The organism is Streptomyces coelicoflavus (assembly GCF_003112555.1).
Classification (GTDB): domain Bacteria; phylum Actinomycetota; class Actinomycetes; order Streptomycetales; family Streptomycetaceae; genus Streptomyces; species Streptomyces coelicoflavus.
The window spans coordinates 423,903-443,078 of the sequence record NZ_BEWB01000008.1 but is presented as its reverse complement, the minus strand read 5'-3'; the positions used below and the strand labels follow the sequence as shown (position 1 = coordinate 443,078).

Here is a 19,176-nt window from a genome sequence, read left to right as displayed (position 1 = left end):
GGACAGCCGGCCGGATCGAGCAGTCCTCCCCAGTCCTCCTCGGACCTGAACCAGTCGCCCGGCCGTTCAGCGGCGGGCATGCTCGCGGAAGCCGCGGCCCGTCTTGCGGCCGAGGCAGCCCGCGGCCACCAGGTGCTCGAGCAGCGGTGCGGGGGCGAGTCCCGGGTCGCGGAACTCCCGGTGCAGGACCTTCTCGATGGCCAGCGACACGTCGAGTCCGACCACGTCGAGCAGTTCGAAGGGGCCCATCGGGTAGCCGCCGCCGAGCTTCATCGCGGCGTCGATGTCGTCGAGGGTCGCGTAGTGCTCCTGCACCATCTTGACCGCGTTGTTGAGGTACGGGAACAGCAGCGCGTTCACGACGAACCCGGCCCGGTCGCCGCAGTCCACGGCGTGCTTGCGCACCTTGGCGCAGACCTCGTGGACGGTGGCGTGCACGTCGTCGGCGGTCAGCACCGTGCGGACCACCTCGACCAGCTTCATCGCCGGCGCCGGGTTGAAGAAGTGCATGCCGATCACGTCCTGCGGGCGCGAGGTGGCACGGGCGCAGGCGACCACCGGCAGCGAGGACGTGGTCGTGGCCAGCACCGCGCCGGGCTTGCAGACCTTGTCCAGCGTGCCAAACAGCTGCCGCTTGACCTCCAGGTCCTCGGCGACGGCCTCCACGGCCAGGTCGACGTCGGCGAAGTCGTCGTAGCTGCCCGTCGGGGTGATCAGCTCCAGCGTCTGCGCGGCGGCCTCCGCGGTCATGCGTCCCTTGTCGACCGACCGGGACAGGGACTTCCCGATCCGGGCCTTGGCCGTCTGCGCCTTCTCCGCGCTGCGGGCGGCCAGCACCACCTCGTACCCGGCCTTGGCGAACACCTCCGCGATGCCGGACGCCATGGTTCCCGAACCGGCCACACCGACCGCGCGGACCGTCCGCCCGGCGACCGGGGCTCCGCCCGTGCCCGGGGTCAGCGCGTCCGGCACGACGACCGCGCTGCCGGGCGCCTCGTAGGTGTAGAAGCCGCGCCCCGCCTTGCGCCCCGTCAGGCCCGCCTCGCTGAGCTGCCTGAGGATCGGCGCCGGGGCGTGCAGACGGTCCCGGGACGCGGCGTACATGGCCTCCAGGACCGTGCGCGCGGTGTCCACGCCCACCAGGTCGAGCAGCGCCAGCGGCCCCATCGGCAGACCGCAGCCGAGCCGCATCGCGGCGTCGATGTCCTCGCGGGAGGCGTAGTTCGCCTCGTACATCGCGGCGGCCTGGTTGAGGTAGCCGAACAGCAGCCCGTCCGCGACGAAACCGGGCCGGTCCCCGACCGCGACCGGCTCCTTGCCCAGGTCGAGGGCGAGGTCGGTGACGGCCGTGACGGCGGCGGGCGCCGTCAGCACCGAGGAGACGACCTCGACCAGTCTCATCGCCGGCGCCGGGTTGAAGAAGTGCAGTCCGAGCACCCGCTCCGGGCGGGCCGAGTCCGCGGCCAGGCGCGTGACGGACAGAGCGTTGGTGCCGGTCGCCAGGATCGCCTCCGGGCGCACGATCCCGTCCAGCTCCCGGAAGACCCGCTGCTTGATCTCGTACGACTCCGGGACCACCTCGATCACCAGGTCGGCGTCGGCGGCCGCCCGCAGGTCGGTGGAGGTACGGACGCGGGCCAGGGCGGCGCCGCGCTCCTGTTCGGTCAGGCGGCCGCGCTCGACGGCACGGGCGGTGGAGGACTCCAGCGCGGCGACCGCCTTGACGGCCTGCGCCTCGCTGACGTCGATGCCGACGACGTCGCGGCCGGCCCCGGCCAGGACCTCGGCGATGCCGGTGCCCATGGTGCCGAGGCCGACGACGGCGACGGTCCGGAGCGGGGACAGGGGGGTGTCGGACAGGGGAGTGGCCATCGCGGGACTCCAGGAATGAGGGGTGACGACGGGAGCACGCCCGGGTGGGCCGTCGTGGCACACCGGGGGCGTGAGAAAGGAAGGAAAGGAGTGCGGGTGTTGCCGGGCTCGAACGGCGCACACGCCCGGTGCCGTCGCGGAGGGCGTGCACACGCCCGCCCGGCGGCCTGTGACCGGCCCTGTCCCGAGGCCGAGTCCTGATGCGGTACCCGAGGTACCGGACCGACTGCTCTCCCGGTGGTTGCGTCACCAGACCACCGTGAGGAGTTGCTGCGAGTGGATGACCCGCTCGTCTGAGGTTAACCCGCGGGTAACGAGCGCGCCAGCCCCCGGTGTTCGTGATGTACGTCCCACGGGTGGGGTGACGCGCCTAACCTCGGTGTCATGGACGAAGAGTTGCGGGTGCTCACCGAGCGCTTACGGGCCGAGTCGGCGGCGCCGGGGCCGACGGGGTCGGCGTCGGGGTCGGCGACGGGCACTCCGGGCGCCCCGGCGGCGTACGACCGTCTCGTGGCGACCGGGGACCACGACGAGCTGGCCGCGGTGCTCACCGAACCGGGACACCCGCTGTGGGCGCGGGAACTGGCCGCCTTCCGGCTGGGGGTCGCGGGGGACCGGCGGGCCTTCGAGTCACTGGTGCTGCTGCTCAACCACCGCGATCCGCCGCGCTGCGCCTCGGCCGCCCATGCCCTGGCCCGCCTCGGCGACCCGCGCACGGCCCGCGCCGCGGCCGCGCTCGCCACCAACGAACTGCGGGTCGCCTACGCCCTGCATCCGGTGCGGCTGCTGGTCGAGCTGCGGGCCCCCGAAGCGGTGCCCGCGCTGATCACCACGCTGCGGCGGAGGCTGCGCCCGCACGACCCGTACCGGCGCGTCGCGCTGGCCTGCGTCGAGGGCCTCGGCACCCTCGGCGACGACCGCGCCGCCCCCGTCCTGAACGACGCCCTCGCCCACCCGGCGCTGGCCGAGGCGGCGGTGCGGGCGCTGGCACGCATCCCGGGGCAGCGGTGAGGTGCGCCGGGGCGGGCCGGGGCAGCGGTGAGGTGCGCCGGGGCGGGCCGGGGCGCGGACGGATGGGGCCGGGGCGGCGCGCGACCGGTGCCGGGGGAGGCAGTGGTCGAGAGGCGCCGGTCTGCCGGTCTGCCGGTCGGCGCGGCACCGAGGAGCGTCTGACCGGTGCCGCGCGGCGGTGAGGGGCGTGCGACCAGTGCTCGGGCGGGCAGCGGTCGCACGCCACCGGCCGGCCGGTGGCCCGGCACAGCGCCGCGGAAGCCCCCGTCCGGTACCCGGGTGAGTGCCGGGGAGCCGTCCGACCGGCGCCGGGGCGGAAGCCGGGGGTTCGCCGACCGGTGCCGGGGAGGACGCCGGGGAACGCCCCGCCGGTGCCGGGATGCCGGGATGCCGGGATGCCGGGATGCCGGGATGCCGGGACGCCAGGATGCCGGGACGCCGGGGAACGGCCGGGCGGCGTCGTGCCGGTGACCGGGCGTCAGCCGTTCAGCCGCTCAGCGGGCGCGCGTACCGCACCTCGGGCACCGGAACCCCCTCCACCACGAAGGGCTCCTCGGCACCGTCGGGGGCGAACCCCGCCCGCTCGTAGAAGCGCCGGGCGCGGGTGTTGCCCTTGAGCACCCACAGGAGCATGCGCGCCTGCCCGGCGGTCTCGCACCGGCGTACCGACTCCCCAAGCAGGGCCTGTCCGACGCCCGCGCCGGACCGACCGGTGTCGACGTAGAGCGCGTACAACTCGGCGTCCGCGGTGCGCGCCTCGCCGTCCCGGTAGGGGCCGACGCAGGCCCAGCCGACGACCTCGCCGCTCTCGTCCTCGGCGACCAGGTGCACCACGCCGTCCGAAGTCCGCGCGAACAGGGCGCGGCGCCGCTCGGCGTCGGCGGTGACGTCCATGGCGTCGAGGTACGGCTGCGGCATCAGCCCCCGGTAGGCGGCCTGCCAGCCCCGGACGCGGATCCGGGACACGCGGCCGCAGTCCGCGAGGGCCATCTCCCGCACGCGGACCGGCAACCGTGCCGGCGGCAGGCTCACGGTGCCACGACCGCGAAGGCCTCGATCTCCATGAGGAACTCCGGCCGCACCAGCGCCGCCACCTGCACCGCCGAGGCGGCCGGCAGCCGGTCGTCGGGTATGTGCTCGGCGCGGGCCGCGCGGATCGCGCCCATGTGCGCCGAGTCCGTGACGAAGAAGGTCAGCTTCACCACGTCGTCGAAGGTCGCTCCGGCCGAGGCCAGACACCGGCGCAGGTTCTCGAACACCTGGCGGGCCTGGGCCGCGGGGTCGCCCTCGCCGACCACCTCGCCGTCCTCGTCCAGGGCGAGCTGCCCCGAGACGGCCACGAACCGCCCGGTGCCGAGGACGACATGGGTGTACTGCGCGGCGGGGGCGACGCCCTCGGGGGCGGTGATCCTGGTCAGCTCACTCATGCGTCCATCGTGGACCACGGCACTGACAACGCCGCCCCGGGGTCAGCCGCGGAAGCCGAGCAGCCCGTGCAGGGTCGAACCGCGTGAGGACGTCGAGGCCGCCTTGGACTCCAGCGGCGTCGGGTCCGGCAGCGCCGGGCACACCGCGTCCGCCTCGCCGCCGTCGCCGCGCGGCACGGTGCCGTCGGCGAGGTAGGCGGCCAGGTGCTGGTCCAGGCAGTCGTTGCCGCTCAGCGTGATGCCGTGGTTCCCGCCGCCCTCCTCGACCACGAGACGGGAGCCGCCCAGCAGGCGGTGCGCGGTGACACCGCCCTCGTAGGGGGTCGCCGCGTCACCGGTCGCCTGGAACAGCAGTACCGGGGGCAGCTCGTCGTTGGCCACGTCCACCGGCTCCCGGGACTCGGTGGGCCAGAAGGCGCACGGTGCGTTGTACCAGGCGTTGTTCCAGACCATGAAGGGTGCCTTCTCGTACAGGCCCCAGCTGTCGTCCCGCCAGTCGTCCCAGTCGCGCGGCCAGCTCGCGTCGCGGCACTCGACGGCGGTGTAGACGCTGTACCCGTTGTCCCCGGAGGCGTCCTGGGCACCGAAGTTCTCGTACGCCTCGACGAGCGGGCCGGTGTCCCCGTCGTTGGCGTACGCGGCGAACGCCTCGGCCAGGTAGGGCCAGTAGCCGTTGTAGTACCCGCCGGGCATGTAGGTGTCCTCCAGTTCGGAGGCGCCGACCTTCCCTCCCGCGGGCTTCTTCGCCAGCGCCGCCCGCATGGCGTACCACGCGGTCTCGACCCGCTCCGGGTCGGTGCCCAGCCCGTACGCCGCGTCGTGCTCGGCGATCCAGGCCAGGAACGCCCGGTGGCGGTCGTTGAAGGCGAGGTCCTGGTTGAGGTTGGCGTCGTACCAGACGTCGTCCGGGCCGACCACCGAGTCCAGCACCAGCCGCCGCACCCGGTCCGGGTGGAGCTTGGCGTAGACGGCGCCCAGGTAGGTGCCGTACGAGTAGCCGAAGTAGTTGAGCTTCTCCGCGCCGAGCGCCGCACGGATCGCGTCCAGGTCCCGCGCGGCGCTGACCGTGTCGATGTACGGCAGCACGTCCGCGTACTTGTCGCCGCATGCGTCGGCGAAGGCCTTCGCGCGCGTGAGGTTGGCCCGCTCGACGTCCGGCGTGTCCGGCAGCGAGTCGGGACGCACGGGGTCGAAGTGCCCCGGCAGGCAGTCCAGCGCCGGGCTGCTCTTCCCCACCCCGCGCGGGTCGAAGCCGACGACGTCGTACTGGGCGGCCACCTTCGAGGGCAGCGAGGAGGCCACGAACCCGGCGAGCGACAACCCGCTGCCGCCGGGGCCGCCGGGGTTCACCAGCAGGGGACCCTGGTACTTCTCGGCGGTGTGCGGGACGCGGGACAGTGCCAGCGTGATCTGCCTCCCGTGCGGACGCGCGTGGTCGAGCGGCACCTTCAGGGACGCGCACTGGAGCGTCGGGTAGTCCTCCGTGGCGCACTTCTTCCAGTGCAGGTCCGCGGCGGGCGCGGCGGCCGGCGCGGGCCGCGGGGTCTCCGCGTGGGCGGGGACGGCCGTGACGGTCCCGGCGGCGATGACGGCGGCGCCGCACAGCACGGCTGCGCGTTGTCTCATGGCGTTCTCCCAGGACTCCCAGGACGGAGAGGCGGCGGTCCGCGCGGGTCGCGGTCCTCGCCGGATCGTCCCGGGAAGCGCCTTCGGAAGAACGCGGGTTGTCCATAGTTGACCCAATCGGGCCGGAAGATGCCCCCCAATGCTTCGAGTCGGAGACCCCCGGCCGGCTCGCGGAACCGTCAGAGCCCGAGCCCGCCCGCGACCGTCAGGACTCTCAGATGAGCGAGAGCTGAACCGGCTCGGTGGCCGTGCACCCGTCCGGACGCGAGGGTTCCGGCCCCGCGATCCGGCGCGGCATCCCCGCGTGCGTGGGGCCGATGCCGTACTCGCGGGCCAGGTCGTGCACCTGGCGCGTGATCCGGCGCTGGTACCACTTCGGGGCGTAGGCGCCGTCCGCGTACAGCCGCTCGTACCGGCGGACCAGGTGGGGGTGGTGCTGTCCGAGCCAGGCCATGAACCACTCGCGGGCGCCCGGCCGCAGATGCAGCACCAGGGGCGTCACCGAGGTGGCGCCGGCGGCGGCGACGGCGCGCACCGTGGCCCTCAGCTGGGCCGGCTCGTCACCGAGGAAGGGGATGACCGGCGCCATCAGCACCCCGCAGCCGATGCCGCGCTCGCCGAGCGCCCGGACGACCTCCAGGCGGCGCTCCGGGGCCGGGGTGCCCGGTTCCACGGTGCGCCACAGCTCCGTGTCGGTGAAGCCGACCGAGACCGAGATGCCGACGTCCGTCACCCGCGCCGCCCGGGTCAGCAGGTCCAGGTCGCGCAGGATCAGCGTGCCCTTGGTCAGGATCGAGAAGGGGTTCGCCCGCTCGGTGAGGGCCTCGATGATGCCGGGCATCAGCCGGTAGCGGCCCTCCGCGCGCTGGTAGCAGTCGACGTTGGTGCCCATCGCCACGTGCTCGCCCTGCCAGCGGCGCGAGGCCAGCTGGCGGCGCAGCACCTCGGGCGCGTTCACCTTGACGACGATCTGGGAGTCGAAGCCGAGCCCCGTGTCGAGGTCCAGGTAGCTGTGGGTCTTGCGGGCGAAACAGTAGACGCACGCGTGCGTGCAGCCCCGGTAGGGGTTCACCGTCCACTCGAACGGCATCCGCGAGGCCCCCGGCACCCGGTTCAGGACCGAGCGGGCCCGCACCTCGTGGAAGGTGACGCCTCTGAACTCGGGCGTGTCGAACGTGCGGGTGACGACCGCCTCCGCGCCGAACAGCGCGGTGTCCGCCGCCCGGGCGTGGTCGGAGTCCGTGAGGTTCTCCCAGCGCATTTCGGCCTCCTCGGTAGCACTGCCCGACACAATAGAACACTTGTTCCCTTGATCGTGCGGACGAGTCGTGCGGACGAGTCGTGCGGACGAGCCGGCGGACGAGTCGCGCGGGGCCGCTTCACGCCCCCCGATTTGGTGGCCGCGCGGTGGGGTGGTTGGCTTGCCCCGAACCCGAGAACCAGGCCCTGGAGGAACCCGATGGCGCAGGTCGAGGCGACGACGGAGCGGATCGTCGCAGCGGACGCGGAGACGGTGTTCGACACCCTCGCCGACTACAGCGGCACCCGCGAGAAGCTGCTTCCCGAGCACTTCAGCGAGTACGAGGTCCGTGAGGGCGGCGACGGCGAGGGCACCCTCGTGCACTGGAAGCTCCAGGCCACGAGCAAGCGTGTCCGCGACTGTCTGCTGGAGGTCACCGAGCCCACCGACGGCGAGCTGGTCGAGAAGGACCGCAACTCCTCCATGGTCACCACCTGGCGGGTCACCCCGGCGGGCGAGGGCAAGGCCCGGGTCGTCGTCGTCACCACCTGGCAGGGCGCCGGCGGCGTCGGCGGCTTCTTCGAGAAGACCTTCGCGCCCAAGGGCCTCGCCCGGATCTACGACGCCATGCTCGCCAAGCTCGCCACCGAGGTCGAGAAGTAGCCAAACGGCAAGCGTGGGGCGCCCGTTGGGTGCCTCACCGGTTCGAGTGATCTCCGCGCGAACCCGTCGTGCTTCCGTAACTCGTCGCACTTGTTCGCAGTTGTCGCCTCAGGTGGCAAATGTGAGCAGGTGTGACGAGGGGAGCGGTACGTGGGCGGGATCACTCTGGTGCAGGATCCGGTGCAGGACGGACCGGTCGCCGCGGCCCAGGCGCCACCCGAACCACCCGCCACCGGACCGGAGCGGGAACCGGGGCGCGAACCGGGTGGGGAGCCGGACGCCGGGCTGAGCCCGCGCCGGGTGCGGCTGGTCTTCGTCGGGCTGATGCTGGCGCTGCTGCTCGCCGCCCTCGAGCAGATGATCGTCGCCACCGCGCTGCCGAAGATCGTCGGCGAGCTGCACGGTCTGGACCGGATGTCCTGGGCGATCACCGCGTACCTGCTCACCTCGACCGTCGGACTGCCGATCTACGGCAAGCTCGGCGACCTCTTCGGGCGCAAGGGCGTCTTCCAGTTCGCCATCCTGGTCTTCGTCGCCGGCTCCGCGCTCGCCGGACGCGCGCAGAGCATGGACCAGCTGATCGCCTTCCGCGCGGTGCAGGGCGTCGGCGCGGGCGGCCTGATGATCGGCGTGCAGGCGATCATCGCGGACATCGTGCCGCCCCGCGAGCGCGGCCGCTTCATGGGCCTGATCGGCGCCGCCTTCGGACTCGCTTCCGTCGCGGGCCCGTTGCTCGGCGGCTACTTCACCGACCACCTCTCCTGGCGCTGGTGCTTCTACATCAACGTGCCCTTCGGCCTGGTCACCATGGCCGTCGTCGCCGTCGTCCTCAAGCTGCCCAGGCCCAGGGTCAAACCGCGCCTGGACGTCCTCGGCGCCCTGCTGCTCGCCGCCGCCTCCACCTGCCTGGTGCTGCTCACCAGCTGGGGCGGCACCGAGTACGACTGGGGGTCGAGGACGATCCTCGGTCTCGCCGCCGGCGCGGTCGGGTCGACCCTGCTCTTCGTCGTCGCCGAGCGCTTCGCACCCGAACCGCTGATCCCGCTGCGCCTGTTCCGGGACTCCGTCTTCAACGTCACCGCCCTGGTCGGCCTCGTCGTCGGCGTCGCCCTGTTCGGCGCCGCCAGCTACCTGCCGACCTTCCTGCAAATGGTCGACGGCGCCAGCGCCACCGAGTCCGGCCTGCTGATGCTGCCGATGATGGGCGGCGTCGTCGTCGCCTCGATCGTCTCCGGGCAGCTCATCAGCCGCACCGGTCACTACCGGATCCACCCGATCCTCGGCAGCGCGCTGTCCGTCGTCGGCATGTGGCTGCTCTCCCGCCTCGACATCGACACGCCCCGGCTGCACTACAGCATCTGGATGGCCGTCCTCGGCGCCGGCATCGGCATGGTGATGCCCGTCCTAGTCCTCGCCGTCCAGAACTCCGTGCGCCCCACCGACCTGGGCACCGCCACCAGCGCCAACAACTACTTCCGGCAGATCGGCGGCAGCGTCGGCGCGGCCGTCTTCGGCACCCTCTTCGCGGGCCGGCTCACCGACGCCCTGGCCGACCGGGTCCCCGCCGACGCGGGCGCCGGGCTCCCCGACGCCGAGGCCATCACCCCCCAGCTCGTCCACTCCCTGCCCCCGGCGCTGCGCGACGCCTACATCGCGGCGTACGCCGACGCCATGCCGCGGATCTTCCTCTACCTGGTGCCGGTGCTCGTCCTCGGGCTCCTCATCGCCCTCTTCCTCAAGGAGAAACCCCTGGTGTCCCACAACGCCCCCGTCACCGAGCCGGAGACCGCACAGCAGGCGCAGTACACACCGCAGGCGCAGCCGGCCGCCCAGGTCCCGCCGGCCCGGTCGCCCTACACGGGCGGCATCCCCGTCTGCGGCACGGTGCAGCACCCCGACGGCACCGTCGTGCCGCGTGCGGCGCTCACCCTCATCGACGTCGGAGGACAGCAGATCGGCCGGGGCGCCAGCGGCGACGACGGACGGTACGCGCTGGCCACGCCCGGCTCCGGGGCGTACGTCCTGATCGCCGCGGCCGGCGGCCACCAGCCGCAGGCCGTCTCCGTGACCGTCGGCGAACGCCCGGTGGAACTGGACGTGGTCCTCGGCGGCGCCGGACGCCTGGCCGGCAGCGTCGTGACCGCCGACGGCAGCCCCGTGCGCGACGCGATCGTCACCCTCACCAACGTCCACGGCGAGGTCGTCTCCACCACCCGCAGCGGCCGCGAGGGCGGCTACGTCATCACGGATCTGGTGGCCGGCGAGTACACCCTCGCCGCCAGCGCCCCCGCCTTCCGCCCGGCCGCACTGCCGGTCAGCGTGCAGGCCGCCCGCGAGACCCGCCAGGACGTCGAACTGGCCGGCGGCGCCGTGCTGCGCGGCACCGTGCGGGCCAGTGGCGGACGCATCGTCGAGGACGCGCGCGTGACGCTGCTCGACGCGGCGGGCAACGTGGTGGACACCCTGACCACCGGGCCCGACGGCACGTTCCGGTTCGTCGACCTGTCGTCCGGCGAGTACACCGTCATCGCGGCCGGCTATCCGCCCGTCGCCACCGTCCTCCAGGTGGCCGGCGGCGGCCGCACCGAGCGCGACCTGCAACTCGGGCACGAGGACTGAGACCGGCCACCGGCGCGCGGGCGCGCGCCGGTGTGCTCGCGCGTCACCAATTCCCCCGTTGCCGCACATGGTCACCGGCCACCCCCGTACGGTGGTGACGGCGACACAGATCTTGCGGAGCCGTGGGCAGAGAGGGCCTGACGCCATGGACCATGGCACCGAGCGGGACGCACCTCCCGGCCGCCGGGCCGGACCCGGCACCGTGCCGGCCGACCCCGTGACGGGTCGTGTCCCGCTGGCCGTCGTCGTGGTCGACCGCGACGGGCTGGTCTCCCACTGGAGCCGGGGCGCACGGCGGCTGTTCGGCCTGCCCAAGGAAGCGGCGATCGGCCGCCCCGCCCCCGACCTGCTGCCCGTCTCGGGCGTGCTCCCGGGGGACGGTACCGGGGACGACGGCCCGACCCACGGCGCGCACCCGGACGACGACGGCCTCGGACCAGGACTGGAGTCCTCCCTCGACGGGCGGTTGTCCTACCCCGCGGCCGGCCGCGCCCGGCTGACCGTGCCGGCCGGCGACCGCGTCGACGTGCTCTGGTGGGCCTACCCCCTGGTGGGACCCGGGCCGGAGCGGCTGCTCGTGCTGGCCGCCGACGCGGACGGGCTGCGGCGGGACTACGCCGACGGGGCCGCCGCCGACGACGGCGCCGAGCCGGCCGTCGTAGAGCGGATCGCGCCCGGCTTCGCCCTGCACACCGACTTCCCCGGCGCCGAGGAACTCGCCCGCCGACTCCCCGAGATCCTGCCCAGCATGAGCGTCGGCGAGAGCGCCCGCATCGCCGCGCAGGTCCTCGAACTGGGCTATCCCGTCCTCGAGTTCAGCCGGCACGACCGGGTGCCCGTCACCCCCGACTGGGGCGTGCCGCGGCGTGCCGAGCGCCGGGCGCGCCGCGAGCGGGCGGCGCGGGCGCTGGCGGCCGGTGAGCCGGTGCCGGAGGAACTGCGGGACGAGGCCGAGGACCTGGAGTACACGGCGGTCCGCGAACGCCTGGAGTTCCTCAACGAGGTCAGCGGCGCGATCGGCACCTCGCTGGACCTCGCACAGACCATCGTCGAGGTCAGCCGGGCGGTCGTCCCGCGCTTCACCGACGTCGCCGGGACCTATCTGCGTGAACAGGTCGTCGCCGGTGAGGGTTTCCCCGACGGCGTGCCCGACACGACGACGATGTGGCACCGGGTCGCCCTGGAGCACACCGACGAGCCCGGCCGCTGGGACGACGTCGTACCCGTCGGCGAGGCGATGCCCTTCCCGGCGCACACCCCCTTCTTCCAGTGCATGACCAGTGGCGAACCGGTTCTGGTGCCCCGCATCACCGAGGAGATGGGCCACGCCATCGCCTCCCAGTTCGAGAAGCGGGACATCCGGCCGCTCATCACCGGCCGCTCCATGCTGCTGGTGCCCCTGAAGGCACGCCAGGTCGTCCTGGGCTTCATGATCCTGCTCCGGCACCCGGAGCGGCCCGTCTTCAACGACATGGACCGCGTCACCGGCGCCGAACTCGCCGCCCGCGCGGGGCTCGTCCTCGACAACGCCCGCATGTACACCCACCAGGAGAACGTCGCCGAGACGCTCCAGGACAGCATGCTGCCGCACATCCCGGCGCGCATGGCCGGCTGCGACATCGCCACCCGCTATCTGCCGGGCACGCTGCTGGGCCGGGTCGGCGGCGACTGGTTCGACTCGGTCAAGCTGCCCGGCGCCCGCACCGCCCTCGTCGTCGGCGACGTCATGGGCCACGGCCTGGGCTCCGCCGCGATGATGGGGCAACTGCGCACCGCCGTCCAGACCATGGCCGGCCTCGACCTGCCGCCCGCCCAGCTCCTGCGACACCTCGACGACCTCGCCCAGCGGCTCGGCGACACCCACCTCGCGACCTGCCTGTACGCCGTGTACGACCCCATCGCCGGTGAGCTGCACCTGGCCAACGCCGGCCACATCCCGCCCGTCCTGGTCCGCGCCGAGGACGGCTCCAGCGAGCTGATCGACCTGCCGACGGGGGCTCCGATCGGCGTCGGCGGGGTGCCCTTCGAGTCGGTGCGCGTGCCGGTGGCGCCCGGCGACCGGCTGGTGATGTGCACCGACGGCCTGGTGGAGGTGCGCGGCGAGGACATCGGCGTCGGCCTCGCCACCCTCTGCGAGTCCGCCGCCCACCCCGCCGCGTCCATGGACGACGCCTGCGACAGCATCATCCGCGCCCTGGGCATCCGCGGCGGACGCAAGGACGACGTCGCCCTGCTGATGGCCCGGCTGACCGGAATCGACCCCGACGCCGTCGCCGAGTGGCGCCTCGCCCGCGACCCGGCCGAGGTGGGCCGGGCCCGTGCGGCGGTCCGCGAGCAACTCCACGACTGGGGGCTGCCGAAGCTGGCCGGCCCGGCGGAGCTGATGGTCAGCGAACTCGTCACCAACGCCGTCCGCCACGCGCACGCCCGCCCCGTCGCCCTGCGGCTGGTCCGCGCCGACACGCTGCTGTGCGAGGTGGACGACGACGACCACGACCTGCCGGCCCTGAGGAGCGCGGGCCCCGAGGACGAGACCGGGCGCGGCCTGCGGGTCGTCAGCACCCTGGCCCGCGAGTGGGGCGCCAGCCGCACCAACGCGGGCAAGACGGTGTGGTTCGAACTCACGCTGCCCGCCCGGCGCCGCTAGCGCCGGACCACCGGGCCACCGGGCGGCGGTCCGGCGCCGCCGCTCGCGCGCCGCCTGCGTCGGCGTCGGCGGCGGCTCTTCGCGCACCGCTCGGCCCGTGCCCGAACGCGTCTGCCCCCGCTCACTCCCGTCGGACGGCCTGCGAACCCGTATCCGCCGGCGCGAACGAGAGGTGAAGGAATGCGCCGGGCGCTTGTGGCCGTGCGCCGGGCGCGATACACCGTACGGACCCGTCGTCGGCGGGTCGTACGTCGTCGCACCTGGGGAGACGGGCATGAGCGTGACGAGTCGGTACCGGGACGCCTGGGAGAGCTTCTGGCACGAGGCCTCCGGGGACCGGGGAGCGGTGTTCTGGGACGCGGAGCCGACCCTGACCGCCGGTCGCCACCTGGCCCACTTCGAGCCGCACCTGACCGAACCCGCCCTGCCCCTGATCGACCTGGGCTGCGGCAACGGCACCCAGACCCGCTACTTCGCCGAACGCTTCCCGCACGTGGTCGGCGCCGACCTCTCCGCCGCCGCCCTCGGACACGCCCGCCACGCCGACCCGGCCGGACTCGCCGCGTACCGGCAGCTGGACGCCGCCGACAAGGCGGAGTCCGAGACCCTGCACGCGGAACTGGGCGACGCGAACGTCTACGTCCGGGGCGTCCTGCACCAGTGCGAGCCCGACGACCGCCAGCCCCTGGCCGACGCCCTTGCCGTACTCCTCGGCGCACGCGGCCGCGCCTTCCTGGTCGAACCGTCCCAGGCGGCCAAGACCGTCCTGATGGGCCTGGCCCAGGGCCCCGCCGGTCCGCCCGACAAACTCGCCCCCGTACTCCGCCACGGCCTGACCCCCGCCGCCGTCCCCGACGAAGCGGTGCCCGAGTACCTCCGCGCGGCAGGCCTCACAGTCCTCGCGAGCGGCGAACTCCCCCTGTTCACCACGGAGTACACGCCGGACGGCACCCGCATCGAGCTGCCGTCGACGTGGATGGTGGCGGGGCGGGCGGGCGACCGGGCGGACGGCTCAAGTCTGGATTAACCGTCCGCACGCCTGAGTGGCGCTGCGCAATCAGTCAACGGCGGTCCTGACGCCCGGGGTACTGCACGCCCAGTACCGTCACGTGGGGCGCGAGTGCCGAGGCCAGGGGGCGGAAGCAGCCGGCCGGGCGCTCGTCGCGAGACCCTGCGGACAAGGAGCGGAACGGCGGCCGAACGCGGGGAGGTTCATGATCGGCGCCGGGGGATTGGCACCGATCATGGACCGTTCGGGGGCGGGCCCGCGTCAGCCCGCGCTGCGTACGCCGAGATCGTCGGTGTGCTGCGGCATCTCGACCGGCTCGGGCGCCGCCGTACCCGGCTTCTTGAGGGTGAACGCCAGCAGACCACCGATGACGGAGGCCGCGCCGCCGATCCACATCGCGGTGCGCAGACCGTCCGACACGTCCGCGACCGCGGGAGCGTCGCCGGACAGGCCGGCCGTGGCGACCGCGACGAGCACCGCGAGTCCGGCGGCTCCGCCGATCTGCTGCGAGGTGGTGGCCAGCGCCGAGGCCACCCCGGCCTCCTGCGGGGCCACGCCCGACGCGGCGCAGACGAACATCGCCGGGAAGGTGACGCCTCCGCCGATGCCCCAGATGATCAGGCCGGGAACCAGGGCCCAGAAGGAGGCGCCGGTCGACATCGCGATCGCCAGCACGATCATGCCGATGCCGTTCACCGCCATGCCGGTGAAGAGCGTGGCGCGCGGGCCCCAGGAGCCGAGCAGCAGGCCCGCCAGCTTCAGGGAGGCGCCCATCGAGATGATCGTCAGCGGCACGAAGGCGAGGCCGGCTTCCAGGGCGTCGTAACCGAGCACGCCCTGGAGGTAGTTGGTGAAGATGTAGTAGGAGCCGCCGAGGGCGCTCTGGAAGACCAGGATGATCAGGATGGCCGTCACCAGGCTGCGGTTGCCGAACAGCCGCAGGGGCACCAGCGGGTTGCTGGTCTTGTTCTCCACCAGCGTGAAGACGGCGAGGATCACGATACCGGCGACGATCGAGCCGGCACCGCGCACCGAGCCCCAGCCCGCCTCCGGGCCGCTGACCAGGCCGAGCACCAGCAGGGACGAACCGGCCGTGGTGAGGATCGCGCCCACGGCGTCGAAGCTGCCCCGGGCGTCCGAGCCGCGCTCGTCAGGGGCGAGCGTGCCGGGGGCGGCGGCCGCCGCGAACAGGGCGAGCGGCACGAGGACGAACAGGACCCACTCCCAGCCCCAGGCGTCGGTCAGGACACCACCGAGCAGCGCACCGGCGGCCAGGCCGCCACTGCCGCAGGCACCCCAGACCGCCAGCGCCTTGTTGCGCTCGGGGCCCTCGGCGAAGCGGGTGTTGATCAGAGTGAGCGTGGCCGGAGTGAGGAGGGCGGCGCCGAAGCCCTGGACCGCTCGCGCCATGATCAGCACGCCCGGGGATTCGGCGAAGCCCCCCAGGAGGCAGGACAGACCGAAGATCACAAGCCCGAGGATGAACATGCGGCGGGCTCCGAGACGGTCGACCGCACGGCCACCTAAGAGCAGGAACCCACCGAAGGCCACCGCGTAGGCGCTGACGACCCACTGCAGCGACTGGGTGCTGAAGCCCAGGGCGCTGCCGATTTCCGGAAGCGCGACGAACACGATGTTGTAGTCGACGGCGACGATGAACTGGGCGAACGCCAGCAGCGCGAGCATCAGCCCGGTGCGCCGCTGGGTCCCGGGGACGGTATCAACCACGGCTTGGCTTCCTTAGCTGGTTGTCATGAACGGATTGAGTGGTGTTGAGCGGCAGACAAGTTCTGCACGACGAGGCTTTACTACACGGTGTTCAATGTCTGCACGCCGTACTTTGACTCAACACTGTTAGGCTGTCAAACATGGGAGACGCGACGACGCAGAGCCGGAGGGCCCGACTGCGGGCAGAGGCCACGGCCGAGATCAAGGCGATTGCGCTCAAGCACATGGCGACCGACGGCCCGGCGGGCATCTCACTGCGCGCCATCGCCCGCGCCATGGGCATGACCGCGGGTGCCATCTACAGCTACTTCAGTAGTCGTGACGATCTGATCACCGCGCTCACCGCCGACGTCTACGACTCGTTGGCGAAGACACTCGAAGCCGCGCACCGGGACGCGTCCTCGGACCGTCCCGCGGACAAGGTGCTGGCCCATGCCCACGCCTACCGGGCGTGGGCGATCGCGCACCCCGAGGAGTTCCGTCTCATCTACGGCGACCCGGTACCGGGCTACAAGGCCCCCGAGGCCGGCGCCGCCCAGGAGGCCGAGCATCGCCTCTGCGCCGTGCTGCTCGAGCTGGTCGCCGACGCGTGGCCGCAGGCCGCCGCCGCGCAGGCGGGCTGCGACTACGACTGGTCCGACTTCCGCTCGAGCCTCGCCGCCATGGCCCAGGAGGCCTTCCCGGACCTGCCACCGGCGGCCGTGGCACTCTGCCTGCGCCTGTGGAGCCGGATGCACGGGCTGCTCACGCTGGAGGTCTACGGCCACCTGCGGCACCAGGTCCACGATCCCGGCAAGCTCTACGAGGCGGACATGTGCGACCTCGTCCGCACGCTCGGACTCGGCGGCCGGGACCGAGCGGCGCCCACGGCCGGCTGAGACGAACTGCCGTTGCCCGTGAGGCGGCACCGGCAGGCCAGGGCGTGGGCAAACCTTGCCCGTACACCGTTCGTACGATCGGCGGCTTTCCTGGGAAAGCGCTGGTCATGGACCGTACGAGGTACGTTCAGTGGTACAGACCACCGATAGTTGTCCACAGCCCTGGCCGAGGCGGCGGACAAGCGCGTACGGTTTCGAGCCATGAAGATCCACGTCACTGCTCTCCGAACGGACCGGGACTCGTGAAGCTCCTCATCAGTGCCGACATGGAAGGCGCCACCGGTGTCACCTGGCCGGCCGACGTGCTGCCGGGGACGCCGCAGTGGGAGCGGTGCCGGTCGATGTTCACCTCGGACGTGAACGCGGCCGTGCTGGGCTTCTTCGACGGCGGCGCCGACGAGGTGCTGGTCAACGAGGCGCACTGGTCCATGCGCAACCTCCTCCTGGAGCGGCTGGACGAGCGCACCGAGATGCTCACCGGCCGGCACAAGGCGCTGTCCATGGTGGAGGGCGTCCAGCACGGGGACGTGGACGGCATCGCGTTCGTCGGCTACCACGCGGGCGCCGGCATGGAGGGCGTCCTCGCGCACACCTACCTCGCCAACCAGCTCACCGGCGTCTGGCTGAACGACGTACGCGCCAGCGAGGGCCTGCTCAACGCGCATGTGGTCGCCGAGTACGGAGTGCCGGTGGTGCTGGTCACCGGGGACGACGTGGCGTGCGAGGACGCGCTCGGGTACGCCCCGGAGGCGCGGAAGGTCGCGGTCAAGGACCACGTGTCGCGGTACGCGGCCGTGTGCCGTACGCCGGCCAGGACCGCCGCCGACATCCGGGCCGCCGCCAAGGAGGCCACCGCGCTCGCCGTGCGGCACGAGCCGGTGAGCGGCGGTCCGTTCACCCTCGCCCTGGAGTTCGACGCCGAACACCTCGCGGCCGCTTCGACCGTCGTGCCCGGAGTGGCGCAGGTCGGGGAGCGCAAGGTGGCGTACACCCACGACACGATGTTCGAGGCGATCAGGACGTTCAAGGCGGTCACCACGATCGCCTCGGCGGCGGTGGAGGAGCAGTATGGCTGAGCACCCGGGCGCCGGACCCGACACCGGCGGGCAGGCGCTGGACGAGGTCGTCCGGTTCACCTCCGAGCTGATCCGCATCGACACCACCAACCGCGGCGGCGGAGACTGCCAGGAGCGTCCCGCCGCCGAGTACGCCGCCGCGCGGCTCGCCGAGGCCGGGATCGAACCGACGCTCCTGGAGCGGACCGAGGGCCGCACCAACGTCGTGGCCCGCATCGAGGGCACCGACCCGTCGGCCGACGCGCTGCTGGTCCACGGCCACCTGGACGTGGTGCCCGCCGAGGCCGCCGACTGGAGCGTGCACCCGTTCTCCGGGGAGATCCGCGACGGCGTCGTCTGGGGGCGCGGCGCGGTCGACATGAAGAACATGGACGCGATGATCCTCGCGGTCGTCCGCGACTGGGCCCGGCAGGGGGTGCGGCCCCGGCGGGACGTGGTGATCGCGTTCACCGCGGACGAGGAGGCCAGCGCCGAGGACGGCTCCGGCTTCCTCGCCGACCGGCACGCCGCCCTGTTCGAAGGGTGCACGGAGGGTGTCAGCGAGTCCGGGGCGTTCACCTTTCACGACGGCTCCGGGCGGCAGTTCTATCCCATCGCCGCCGGTGAGCGTGGCACGGGCTGGCTCAGGCTCACCGCGCACGGGCGGGCCGGGCACGGGTCCAAGGTGAACCGGGAGAACGCGGTCACCCGGCTCGCCGCCGCGATCACCCGCATCGGCGACCACGAGTGGCCGCTGCGCCTGACCCCGACCGTGCGCGCCGCCCTGACCGAGATCGCCGCCGTCCACGGCATCGAGACCGACCTGAGCGACGTCGACGCCCTGCTGGACAAGCTCGGCGAGGCCGGCAAGCTGGTCGAGGCCACCGTCCGCAACAGCGCCAACCCGACCATGCTGGACGCCGGGTACAAGGTCAACGTCATCCCGGGAGAGGCCGTCGCCCACGTCGACGGGCGGTTCCTGTACGGCGGCGAGGACGAGTTCCGCGACACCCTCGACCGGCTCACCGGGCCGGACGTGGACTGGGAGTTCGCCCACCGGGAGGTGGCGCTCCAGGCGCCGGTGGACTCGCCGACGTACGCCCGGATGCGTGCGGCGGTCGAGGAGTTCGCGCCCGAGGGGCACGTCGTGCCGTACTGCATGTCAGGGGGCACGGACGCCAAGCAGTTCTCGCGGCTCGGCATCACCGGTTACGGCTTCGCGCCGCTGAAGCTGCCGGAGGGCTTCGACTACCAGGCCCTCTTCCACGGCGTGGACGAACGGGTCCCGGTCGAGGCGCTGCACTTCGGGGTCCGCGTCCTGGACCGTTTCCTGCGCACGGCCTAGAGACCGGGGGCCCGGACCCCGCATCCCGGGAACGGGCGTCGCCCGGACAAGTACGG

14 protein-coding genes are annotated in these 19,176 nt (G+C 73.0%); 8 read left to right on the top strand and 6 right to left on the bottom strand.

Features of this window, described 5'->3' with window-relative positions; translation table 11 throughout:
* Positions 1 to 66: 66 nt before the first annotated feature.
* Entirely contained in the window at positions 67 to 1,872 is a 1,806-nt protein-coding gene (locus Sco07f_RS21440) for a 3-hydroxyacyl-CoA dehydrogenase family protein (protein ID WP_108988814.1), read from the bottom strand.
* 384 nt (positions 1,873 to 2,256) lie between these two features.
* On the opposite strand from Sco07f_RS21440, the gene Sco07f_RS21435 reads away from it, so the two are divergent.
* Positions 2,257 to 2,883 carry an adenylosuccinate lyase gene (locus Sco07f_RS21435; protein WP_007387977.1) on the top strand — a complete coding sequence of 209 codons (627 nt, stop codon included), beginning with the start codon at positions 2,257 to 2,259 and terminating at the stop codon, positions 2,881 to 2,883.
* A gap of 486 nt (positions 2,884 to 3,369) precedes the next feature.
* Here Sco07f_RS21435 and Sco07f_RS21425 read toward each other — a convergent pair whose 3' ends face one another.
* The 4 genes from Sco07f_RS21425 to Sco07f_RS21410 form a co-directional block, all read right to left on the bottom strand.
* Positions 3,370 to 3,915 (bottom strand): GNAT family N-acetyltransferase, encoded by a 546-nt coding sequence (locus Sco07f_RS21425; protein WP_108988812.1) that lies wholly within the window; start codon positions 3,913 to 3,915, stop codon positions 3,370 to 3,372.
* A complete protein-coding gene (locus tag Sco07f_RS21420) occupies positions 3,912 to 4,310 on the bottom strand; it encodes a RidA family protein (protein ID WP_108988811.1) in 399 nt (132 codons plus the stop codon). Before Sco07f_RS21420 ends, Sco07f_RS21425 begins: the two co-directional genes overlap by 4 nt.
* 42 nt (positions 4,311 to 4,352) lie before the next feature.
* Complete coding sequence (locus tag Sco07f_RS21415) at positions 4,353 to 5,936, bottom strand: alpha/beta hydrolase (RefSeq protein ID WP_108988810.1); 1,584 nt, start codon at positions 5,934 to 5,936, stop codon at positions 4,353 to 4,355.
* A gap of 214 nt (positions 5,937 to 6,150) precedes the next feature.
* Positions 6,151 to 7,197, bottom strand: a complete 1,047-nt coding sequence (locus Sco07f_RS21410) for an Rv2578c family radical SAM protein (RefSeq protein WP_108988809.1) — start codon at positions 7,195 to 7,197, stop codon at positions 6,151 to 6,153.
* Between the two features lie 198 nt (positions 7,198 to 7,395).
* Between Sco07f_RS21410 and Sco07f_RS21405 the strand changes: the two genes are divergently transcribed.
* The 4 genes from Sco07f_RS21405 (at position 7,396) to Sco07f_RS21390 (ending at position 14,132) form a co-directional block, all read left to right on the top strand.
* Positions 7,396 to 7,839: an SRPBCC family protein gene (locus tag Sco07f_RS21405; protein WP_108988808.1), complete on the top strand. Its 444-nt coding sequence runs from the start codon at positions 7,396 to 7,398 to the stop codon at positions 7,837 to 7,839.
* Positions 7,840 to 7,989: 150 nt separating this feature from the next.
* On the top strand, positions 7,990 to 10,458 hold the full coding sequence (locus tag Sco07f_RS21400; protein ID WP_108988807.1) for an MFS transporter: 2,469 nt from the start codon (positions 7,990 to 7,992) through the stop codon (positions 10,456 to 10,458).
* A 145-nt stretch (positions 10,459 to 10,603) separates the two neighbouring features.
* Positions 10,604 to 13,105, top strand: coding sequence for an ATP-binding SpoIIE family protein phosphatase (locus Sco07f_RS21395; protein WP_167468167.1), 2,502 nt, complete (start codon positions 10,604 to 10,606; stop codon positions 13,103 to 13,105).
* A 274-nt stretch (positions 13,106 to 13,379) separates the two neighbouring features.
* Positions 13,380 to 14,132, top strand: a complete 753-nt coding sequence (locus Sco07f_RS21390) for a class I SAM-dependent methyltransferase (protein WP_108988805.1) — start codon at positions 13,380 to 13,382, stop codon at positions 14,130 to 14,132.
* A gap of 243 nt (positions 14,133 to 14,375) precedes the next feature.
* Here the strand turns inward: Sco07f_RS21390 and Sco07f_RS21385 are convergent, their stop codons facing one another.
* A complete protein-coding gene (locus tag Sco07f_RS21385; RefSeq protein WP_218030742.1) occupies positions 14,376 to 15,842 on the bottom strand; it encodes an MFS transporter in 1,467 nt (488 codons plus the stop codon).
* A 140-nt stretch (positions 15,843 to 15,982) separates the two neighbouring features.
* Between Sco07f_RS21385 and Sco07f_RS21380 the strand changes: the two genes are divergently transcribed.
* The 3 genes from Sco07f_RS21380 (at position 15,983) to Sco07f_RS21370 (ending at position 19,120) form a co-directional block, all read left to right on the top strand.
* Positions 15,983 to 16,720 carry a TetR/AcrR family transcriptional regulator gene (locus Sco07f_RS21380; protein ID WP_108988804.1) on the top strand — a complete coding sequence of 246 codons (738 nt, stop codon included), beginning with the start codon at positions 15,983 to 15,985 and terminating at the stop codon, positions 16,718 to 16,720.
* A gap of 242 nt (positions 16,721 to 16,962) precedes the next feature.
* Positions 16,963 to 17,796, top strand: coding sequence for a M55 family metallopeptidase (locus tag Sco07f_RS21375; RefSeq protein ID WP_007387982.1), 834 nt, complete (start codon positions 16,963 to 16,965; stop codon positions 17,794 to 17,796).
* Positions 17,789 to 19,120: a M20/M25/M40 family metallo-hydrolase gene (locus Sco07f_RS21370; protein ID WP_108988803.1), complete on the top strand. Its 1,332-nt coding sequence runs from the start codon at positions 17,789 to 17,791 to the stop codon at positions 19,118 to 19,120. Before Sco07f_RS21375 ends, Sco07f_RS21370 begins: the two co-directional genes overlap by 8 nt.
* Positions 19,121 to 19,176: the final 56 nt, after the last annotated feature.